Source organism: Paraclostridium sp. MRS3W1 (assembly GCF_032465715.1).
Lineage (GTDB): Bacteria > Bacillota > Clostridia > Peptostreptococcales > Peptostreptococcaceae > Paraclostridium > Paraclostridium dentum.
Genome location: NZ_JAWDJM010000108.1, coordinates 1 through 10,255, shown reverse-complemented (window position 1 = coordinate 10,255; position 10,255 = coordinate 1). Strand labels below are relative to the sequence as shown.

The following is a 10,255-nucleotide window of genomic DNA, read 5'->3' as shown; positions in this document are numbered from 1 at the left end:
AGTTTGAACTTTTTCTGAATCTGTAAATATAGTTGAAAATTTATATAATTTATCTTCTTCATGATTTGATTTATATATATATCTCCTAAGAGTAAAACTAGATTCATTTTCATATGTTTCTATATCACTCCATGTATTTCCTAAATCTATAGATTTACATTCATAAACACAGTTATACTCCCCCCACTGAATTTTGATTATATCTTCATAATTTATCAAATGAGGGAACAAACACATAGTATTTGTCTTTATAGTTTGCAAATTCAATATTTCAAATTTACCATCAAATAATCTTAATTTTACATATTTGCAATAATATTTACCTTTGTTATTTTCTGCAAAAACTACATGGTAATTATTATTTTTATCAATTAATGCAGACAAGTATATTTTTGATTCTTTAGATTCAGTTATTTTTAATGGATTAGACCATGTGAAATTTTCATTATTATATGTTGATATAAATAGTTCCTCATTTCCTTTTATTGACTTCAAGTAAAATACTATAGGTATATTATCTTTCCAAACAACCTCAAAGTTACTCATTATATTATATGGAATATAATCAATATTATTTTTTATAACTTTATCTTCATGCATATACATGTGTATTAATGTACACACAAGAGGATTCTCTTTATTTATTGAATAATAAATTAAATGTTTTTCTTTTAAAATTTTTTTTATATATGGAAATTTTATATAAAAGTTTTTATAGTCATACTTAAATATAGTATCAAGTCTAATTTTGTCTGCTACACTTAGGTTACAAATTTTACCTATCTTATCATTTAAAATTCCATAAACATTATCCTCATCATCTACATCTATATACATATCTACAAATGAAAAATTTCCATCTATAAATTCTTCACTGTTTATTTCCTGTAAATTTTTTTTAATAATTTTATATTTAATTCCAGAATCTAAATTAAATTCAATAAAGTCTTCATCTGATTTTCTAATCAATATATTTGTATCATTGAAAATCATAATATCCCCCCATTTTTTAATTCATTTAATTGGTCTATATATTTAAATCTTATTTATGTGTATTACAAATCCTTTATTTTATTCATAATTTAGACAAATTTTATTTGTAAAAAAGGAACACACTATATTGTTCTCTCATATATTTAATTAAAGAGAAATCTTCTCTTTAAATATATTATGTATAGGAGAGAATATATAACATGACTGAAAATAAAACTAATCATGAAGTATGTACAGAATGTCATCACCCAGAAAAACCTGAGAATGACTGCTGTTGCACACATCCCCCAAAACCACATCAAAACGATTGTATGAAATGTTGCGATCCTTTGGAATTTAAATGTCCTGATATACGTAAGGCAACTTGCGTTCCTATATTAGGAGAAAGAATATATGACTTTAAGTGCATTAGTAAAAAGCAAGAAAGAGCAATATCTAATATTACATTCCATATTGATGGACCTATAGATGCATATAAAGATGGAGATAAAGTATGCATAGAAAAAGTTTTAGTAAAATATGATTGTATAGGATTTATTAATGATGAACTTCCAATAATATTAGATTCTTCTGGAATTGATCTTCCAAATACGTCTCAATTAAGTTGCTCTACTCAGGCTGACCCTCTATATTCAAGCTATTCAGGAGATATATCTCCAAGCTTTTTATGCTGTGACGAGGGAAGAAAAGTTAATTTAGCTCAAGGATCTGTTAATGTTGGTGTTGTTAATTATCAATATGTACTATTTGGAAAAATAGGTTGTGTGCCTTTTGTTGCAAAACATGATGTATCACCTTATACAGGACCATTAAATACTTATGGATCTATAACATTATATAATAACGTTTGCTTGCCTCAAGTAGACTCTTGTATACATGTTAAAGCTGATTTCCAACTTGAAATAGTTCCTAAGTGTGTAATCCCTAAGTCTACGTATTCTAATGGTTCATTTACTGCTAATATATTTGATTGTCTTTCTATTAAAGAAAAATTCTATATAACTGTAAAAGATGAACTTGTTGTATATACAGCATTTCACGGATTAGACTGTGATAGTGATTGTCACCATTATTCACATGAATTTTATGAAGATTGGTGCGATAAATAAATTTAACAAAAATTAGTAAAGACCTGTATAGGTCTTTACTAGATTTTGTAATAAAATTATATATTTTTACATAAAGATAGTATATGAATACTTATATTTTTACGGGAGGTTTTTATATGTGTGCCCAAAATTCTGCCGCTAGATCAATAATAGATATTTTTAACACAATAGAAACTCTGTCTTATTGTTTGGGAGAAAAAAATTATATTTGTATCCCTGTTGAAATCACAACTGAGGATGGATTGATTAATAAAATTAATATCTCAAACTCAAAAGAAGATAAAGTTTCTATAAACGATGATGTAATTGTTTATAACAATGTAGCTATTAACTTAGATAGTATAGTAAAACTTAAAGTTTTTACACAAGGTATAATATTAAAAGAATTTAAACATCTACTACTAAAAAACTTTGAAAATATACTAGCTTATAACCATATAAACCATTGTCCACTAAATGAAGCATCAACCTCAATGGGTATAAAACCTTTTAACAGGTTTAATACTGATTATAATGTTCAAGATTACATACTAGATAATATAGACAATATAAAAACTTTAAGTTATAAAGGGTGCTCGAATACTAAAAGTAACTTAAATTCAGATATTTTTTATGAAGGAGTTTTAAATTCGGATACAAATTTATTAGTAAATAGGGAAAGTTTAATAAAAGATATAAGTTTAGATACAGATTGTTTAGATGTAGTAAGTTCTATAAAAAAAACTACTAAAAATATTTTAAAAAATATTGATACAGAAAAGAAATTAGTTCTTACTAACAATTCAAGTGAAGTAGAAGTTTCAAAACCCATTTTAACAGAAAATGTTGATGTTATAACTGATTTAAAAATAAAAAATCATAATGTATTAGTAAATCAAACTCCTACTAAAGCAATCGATAAAATAATTCAAAATAAAATAGATTCAATATCTAATATAACTATATCTAAAATAGATAATGTTTTATCTGATATTGATTCAGAAACTCAAATTATAGAAACTAAGACTGTAGAAGTTCTGGATTTAGATCCTATTAATAAATTTTCAGATAAGAAGTCATTAGATGGAAAACCTCTTATGCTTGATCCCACAGGTGAAAGATATATAGGTGTCGTTTTAGATGATGGGTCATTTGAACCATTGAAACTTAGCTTAAAAAAATTTACCGTTGTTAATGAAAATGTTAATAACTTAGTTGGAAATATAAATTCCAAGTCTCAGCTCAAAAGTGCCGTATCAGATTTAAACAAAGAATTTAGTAAGGTTCTAAATTCACTAGATATTGAATATAATAATAACTTATTAGAATGTAACGATAAAGATATGATTGCATTAAGTGATGCTCTAATAACTACAAAGAAAACAATTAAAAATATAGCTAATGAAGCAGAAAAAACATATGCGGTTTCTAAGGAAAATTTTGAAACTATAAGTAGTATAAAAAATATGGATTATGATGATATATCCCATATAAATAATATAATAACCTCTCCTGTTGTTACATCTATTAAGCTAAATAGACACACCAGTGATGTGTTAAACGATGTTTATTTAAATAAAAACATTTCTAATGTAATTAATAGTATAACTAAAAGCAAATCAAATAAATATCTCCATTTTTCTGAAAATATTAACGGAAAAATCGACTGTGTTGGAAATGGAGTGATGATTGTAAATAACGCCGATGAGAATATAACAATATACACATTAAATAAGATTAATATTATAAACTAATAAAAATAACCTCATTTAATTTTAAATGAGGTTATTTTTATTAGTTTATAATATTTCTTTTTGTTTTAAAATCCTATATACGCTTTTATCTATTCTTTCTTCCGAAATTTCATTATTTGTTACAGCCAATTTTATTCTTTCTATAACAGATTTAGTTTTATTTATGTCACTTCCAATTAATATTATGTCAGCACCTGCCTTTATAGACTTTACACTAGCTTCTTCTATTGATATATAATCTGTAATAGCTTTCATAAGCATATCATCTGTTATTACAATATTTTCAAACTTCATATCATTTCTTAAAATATCATTTATCATAGTGTAAGACAATGTAGCTGGATATTTATCATCAATTTCTTTTATTAGTATATGTGAAACCATTACCGCTCCTACTCCATTTTCTATAGCCTTATTGAAAGGAATTAACTCCAACTCATTTAATTGTTTTAAATTTTTTTCAACTATAGGCAACCCTAAATGCGAATCTATCTCTGTATCTCCATGTCCTGGGAAATGTTTTACTACAGGTATTATATTTTCATCTCTTAATCCCTTCATAGTTGCTATACCCATACTAGATACAACTTTTTCATTATCTCCAAAAGCTCTATCTCCTATAACTGTATTTTTAGGATTACTATATATATCTAGCACTGGAGCAAAGTTCATATTTATATTGTGATTTTTTAAAATCCTACCTATTTCTCTTCCATTTTCATATGCATATTTTTCATCTCCTCTATCCCCTATAGATTTAGAGCTTTCAAATTTTTTTATATCTTTAGGTAGTCTACTAACTCTACCCCCCTCTTCATCAATAGATATAAAAAACGGAATATCTTGATTTGTATCTATAATATCTGAAGTCAACTTTTTTAACTGTTTTGAGTCTTCTATATTCCTTGAGAAAAGTATGACACCTCCTACTTTTAAATCATTTAGTAAAGTATTTAATTCTTCATTAAAACACGTTCCATTAAATCCACTCAATATCATTTGGCCTATCTTTTCATCTAATGTCATTTTATCTATCTTTTCAACTATTTTATAGTCTATACTAGGTTCTATATTTTTTTCATTTTTTATTGAATCGATTGTAAATATTTTTCTAAATATAAAAAAAACTAATATTATGGTAAAAGTTAATATCAGTATCTTAAAAATATAATACTTTGCATTTTTCATTTTACATTACCACACCCTTATACTGGAATATTCATAAATTTATATAATTATATATGTATTTAAATAAGTTTTTATTATGCCTATTCTACTATATTGTCTATATTTTTGTTTAAAAAGAACCGTATAACTTAATATAAATATACTTTTAATATCATATTATGATTTATTAGCCTAACTTATCATTCTACCTTATATAAAAATTTATACATATAAATTTGTCATTTAGAAAGTCTAGTATCCTTAGATATTGAAACAAATTTTGTTACAGCTATTTTTAATTAATTTTATAAATTAGATTGCAATTTACATAACTAAATTAGTTATTTTTTATACTTTTTTGTAACATTTATAAGGTTATTTAAATATATTACATTATAGAGAAAAACTTAATCTCTATATATTAATAAATATAAAGGAGTGCAATCCATTGAGCGAAAATAATAGATATATGAATTGTTGCGAATACGAAAAATGTGAATGCAATAAGTGTGAAAAAAAAGAATATCCTAAAAAAGAAATGAATTATTGTAATCAAAATAAACATTATCCAGAGAAAAAGCATATAGAGTGCTGCTGTAAACCTAGTATGAAAAAAGCTTTAGAATTATTAGGCTGTGAAGGTATAAGAGAAAATGTAGACTTTAATGCTTTTGCGTTTATTACAGATTACTACGTTGTTGGAAGCCCATTATCAATAATAGGACTTTTACCAACATTAAGCGTAGATAATTTATTTGGGACACTTACTGGATCTTTAAATAAGTTACCAGGTTGCGAATGTGACACTATAGATATAAGTGGGCAAGCATTATATCCAATACCACTACCTGTAGATGATCCTGTTGCTCTACTAAATGCAATCATAGCTGAGTTAACAGCTCTTGCTCCTGACCCTGTAGCATTCGCTCCATTAATAGCTCTTCTTCAAGCTATAGTTGCTGTTTTAGCTGGTTTACCTGCTGATGTTTTAGAAGGACTTCTTACTTTAATATTAGACCTTATTACTACAATTCCTAATGTAGACTTAGCATCATTATGTAATCTAAAAGCTATCGCTTTCCAAGCACTTGCAGGTAACGTTCCTGGAACTACTCCTCCAGTTACACGCTTCCAAGCTGTTAGACAAGCATTTAAATGTCTACTTGGTAAAGAATGTAAAAAAGATGATTGTAACCCTAAGTGTGAAGAATGTTGTTGTAATGAAGGTATATTAAAAGAATTAGCAGGCGGAAATATAACTGGTACTGCTACATTAACAGCAGGAGCTTTAAGCTTACAAGGTGCTGAAGTACTTGGTAGCATAGATAATGTAATAGTACTTGCTAATGAAGCTGAAAGAAAATTCTACTTTGTTTGTGCAGACGCTGTATCTTTAATAGGATAATATAAAATATATAATTTTAAAATTTAATAAATATATATTAAAGTATTTACCTAAGGCTATGACTGTTAAGTCATAGCCTTTTTTATGTTGTTCTTAATTTATATAAACTATGTTTTTAGTTCTTCATATTATCCTTTCTTTTATCTTAAGTTTTGAGATATTTGTTGTATAGTATTTCTTAAATTTAAAACTCCATATCCCATTCTTATATTAGGATATTTATATATGAACCTATCAGCACCTATCATTAAATATGTCTTTATTATATCAGTGAATATTAACCTCTGATTTAAATTGCTTTGAGATACTAAAAAATCTACTAATATAGCTACAATACCAGTTACAATAGAACTACTTACACCAGTCCCACTAGCCTTTATATACGTTTTATCTTTATAAGGTCCTATTATATTTATACATGGGGCAACTATATCAGGTTTTAACGGTACTTGATTTAATGTTCCTACTGATGACCCTAGCCACATACTATCAATTTGATTGTTAAATCCACCTACAGATATAACATTTTCTGTAGCTGCAAAAATATTAGTGGTTGAGAAATAATTTGAGTTTACAAATCTAGTGTCTTTATCTATTAAATTTTTATTTGGTAAATAAACATCATACTCACCCGTTATAATAAATTCTGGTTCTAGCCTCAATGTCCACATTCCTGGTTTTACATTTTTTAGCTTAATGAAAATTTCTTCTGTTCCTGATTTTACCCATGGATATATATATCGGACCGAATATTTAGTCTTTTCAATATTAAAGGTGCCATTATATATGTTTTCATCTGGAGAATATTGAATTGGGTAGCTATACTCTCCAGATGGCGATATTAAAGTTGCTGAAATTTTATCAGGTCCAATACAGCTTACTGAAATATCTAAATTTTCCTGGTTCCCTATTTGTATAATAACATCTTCTGTTTCTTCCATGCTTGTAAATTTTCCACTAAAGTGAATGTCTGTATTTCCTTGATTCCCCATTCCACTAACCACTATTTTCCCATCTTTTTTAAGTTCATTAAACGTATCTAAAAAATTGGTTAAAATTATAGATTCACTTCTCTCCGAAACAGTTAAGTTTAATATAAAGTTTTTATTGTATTTTTTTGTAATATTTACTACATAACTAATTCCTGCTAAGAAATCACTAAGTTCGTAACCTACAGTACCCTTTTTATAAATATCTTTAATAGGTTTTAATTTTACAATAAGTAATTCACTTTTTGGTGCTATTCCTTTATATAGTGAATTTAACCTTCCATTTCCAGAAGATATTCCTGCAGCTATAGTTCCTGTACCTACTATATCCTTAGTTAACTCATAGCTGTTAATTTTTATATATTTATTTATGTCCTCCCTAGTAAATTCGCTTCCAAAATTTAAATTTTCTGGTGGATTGCCTTTGTCACTTTCTTGATCCCATATAGATATAATCTTGCTACTTCCGTCTTCATTAATAAAATCCGGATGTAAATAATCTATTCCAGAGTCAATAATAGCAATTATAGTTCCCTCGCCAAATGCATCAATGTATGGATTTCTATCTATATAGTCTACCTCAGACACTTCTCTTGCTCTTGCTCCTTTATCATAATTGTCGTCCCCAATTTCTATAAGGGAACTTACAGGAATAGATAACATCCAATCATATACAAACTCAAGTTTATTTAAAATCCTACCATCAAAAGATTCATCTACATATATATTAGCTAACTTGTTATTTAAAATCGTATATTTTTTGATATTATACTTTTCTAATTCATTTTTTAGTTCATATTCTTCTCCATTGTAAGAAATAATATATGATTTTTCCATTAGTATCCTCCTAAAAAATCATTTTAACTGATCAAATGCTCCTTTTATATCTAAAATTCCATATCCATAAATTTCATTTGGGTATATTAATTGATGGCTTCTCTTCGCACCACCTCTTAAAAATGTTCTTATTTTCTGAACAACCGCTTTATTTTTATAATATCTGTCTGAAAATGTGTATTGCATAACTAGCGCAATGCCTCCAACTACGTAAGATGATGCTACAGAACTGCCGGTAACAGTACAGTATCTTTCCCCTGGATGTGGAGCTATTATATTAACCCCTGGAGATACTATATCTGGCTTAATCATTTTACCTATAACCCCTATTACAGGTCCTCTTGATGAGTCTGCCCAAATACTTTTATTTATGCTATCATAGGTCCCAACAGTTATCATATCTCTATATCCTCCAGGAAAATTTATTGTATATTTTGGATTGTTTGAACTAAACTTTACAATAGATTTAGTTAACCCTTTATTTGGAAGATACAAATTATAAATTCCATTCGTTATATACTGACCAATTAATCTAATTGTCCAAGTTCCTTTTTTCACATTGGTCAATCTAATCGCCGTTTGTTGTTGACCACCATATGGTAAAGGATATATTGTATAAATACTATATTTAGTTCCCTCTAAATCAAATAGTCCTTCCATTACACTATAATTTGAGACATATGATAACTTACTTTCTTCCCCAGTTGGAGATACTATAATTACATTTAATTTATCCGGTTTATTTATCCATAAGTCTACTTCAATTTCTTTTTCATCCTCATGCACTTCAATTTCTATATCTTTTACTTCTCCTTCAAATTTAATCCTTCCTGTGGCATGGTGGTTTCCACTTCCTTCATTTCCCGCAGCTACAACATTACAAAGTCCATATTCATAAAATTTATCACTTTCAATAGTACTTACTCCACTAGAAACAGCTTGATTACTTCCTAATGTTATGTTATTAACTAATGGTAATTTTTCTTTTTTTGCTTTTTCATATGAATATTCTAAAGCTGCAATTAGCATTGAATTATTGTAAAAACCATTTATTTTTTTTAGTTTAACTATTATCAATTCGCTACTTTCTGCAACTCCTGAATATTCATTATTCACATTTCCTAGACCACTACATATCCCACTCAATGCAGTTCCTATTCCTTCCTCATCTACAGATAAGTTTCTATTATTTTCAATTATTGCTTTATTTATATCTTCTCTAGTGTATTCAGTTCCTATATTAAATCCATCTGGTGGATTTTCATCCTTTGTTTGATCCCATAAATAACGAATTTTTGAAGTCCCATCTGGATATATAAAATCAGGATGTAGGTAATCAATACCTGAATTCGCTATGCAAATTAAAACTTTGCTGCCATTTATATTTATATTAGGATTTGTCTTAAAATAATTTGCCCCTATTTCTTCTGTTGCTGTTATCCCATTTTCAGTACTTAAATTTATACTAGCTAACTGAACCATCTTTATATGCCTTTCAATTGAGGTTAATGATTTTAATCCATAAATATATGAAGCTTGATCTATATTATCTTTATCTAAATATAAAATTCCAAAATTATTACGAATTTTATAGAGCTTAACAATTCCTTCTAGATGCTTTAAGTCTTCATATATATCTTCAGTGAAACGAACATTAAAAAAAGGTATGTATTCATTAGAACTTATATATCTGTTAACTCTGCTCTCATCACAACTTTTTATTTTATTATACCTGCTCATAAGAACTAAAGATTTATTCCCATCTTGTAGAAATATATTGTTTATTTTATATTTATTTTTCGTTCTAATATAGATCTCTATATCTTTTTCTTTTATACTTTTTTTTCTAAAATTAAAAGTCCATTTTCCTTGTTCTATAGATTTTTGTGAAGTCATTTTGATATTTAAATTTTTTTGGTTTTTATAACTTATATCTATACTTGTATTTCCTACATTGAATTTATTTCCTATTGAATTAAAACTTAATGACCTCAAAAGATCGTTATATGGATTAATTATATC

General features: G+C 27.0%; 7 protein-coding genes. 3 read left to right on the top strand and 4 right to left on the bottom strand.

Annotated features, from left to right (window positions below; all coding sequences use genetic code 11):
• Positions 1–993, bottom strand: a 993-nt coding sequence (locus RWY47_RS08810; protein ID WP_316030294.1) for a hypothetical protein, incomplete at its 3' end; no start/stop codon positions are given.
• 200 nt (positions 994–1,193) lie between these two features.
• Here RWY47_RS08810 and RWY47_RS08805 point away from each other — a divergent pair.
• Positions 1,194–2,102, top strand: coding sequence for a hypothetical protein (locus RWY47_RS08805; protein WP_150843082.1), 909 nt, complete (start codon positions 1,194–1,196; stop codon positions 2,100–2,102).
• A 116-nt stretch (positions 2,103–2,218) separates the two neighbouring features.
• The gene (locus RWY47_RS08800) at positions 2,219–3,835 is read left to right on the top strand and encodes a hypothetical protein (protein ID WP_224171144.1); all 1,617 of its coding nucleotides are present in this window, start codon (positions 2,219–2,221) and stop codon (positions 3,833–3,835) included.
• 45 nt (positions 3,836–3,880) lie between these two features.
• On the opposite strand, the gene nagZ is transcribed toward RWY47_RS08800, so the two are convergent.
• Positions 3,881–5,023, bottom strand: a complete 1,143-nt coding sequence (gene nagZ, locus RWY47_RS08795) for a beta-N-acetylhexosaminidase (RefSeq protein WP_168930795.1) — start codon at positions 5,021–5,023, stop codon at positions 3,881–3,883.
• A 427-nt stretch (positions 5,024–5,450) separates the two neighbouring features.
• On the opposite strand from nagZ, the gene RWY47_RS08790 reads away from it, so the two are divergent.
• The gene (locus RWY47_RS08790) at positions 5,451–6,407 is read left to right on the top strand and encodes a CotA family spore coat protein (protein ID WP_224171143.1); all 957 of its coding nucleotides are present in this window, start codon (positions 5,451–5,453) and stop codon (positions 6,405–6,407) included.
• A 140-nt stretch (positions 6,408–6,547) separates the two neighbouring features.
• On the opposite strand, the gene cspC is transcribed toward RWY47_RS08790, so the two are convergent.
• Both cspC and RWY47_RS08780 read right to left on the bottom strand, forming a co-directional pair.
• Positions 6,548–8,233, bottom strand: a complete 1,686-nt coding sequence (cspC, locus tag RWY47_RS08785) for a bile acid germinant receptor pseudoprotease CspC (RefSeq protein WP_150844668.1) — start codon at positions 8,231–8,233, stop codon at positions 6,548–6,550.
• A gap of 18 nt (positions 8,234–8,251) precedes the next feature.
• The coding region (locus tag RWY47_RS08780) for a S8 family peptidase (protein ID WP_316030293.1) at positions 8,252–10,255 on the bottom strand (2,004 nt) is incomplete at its 5' end.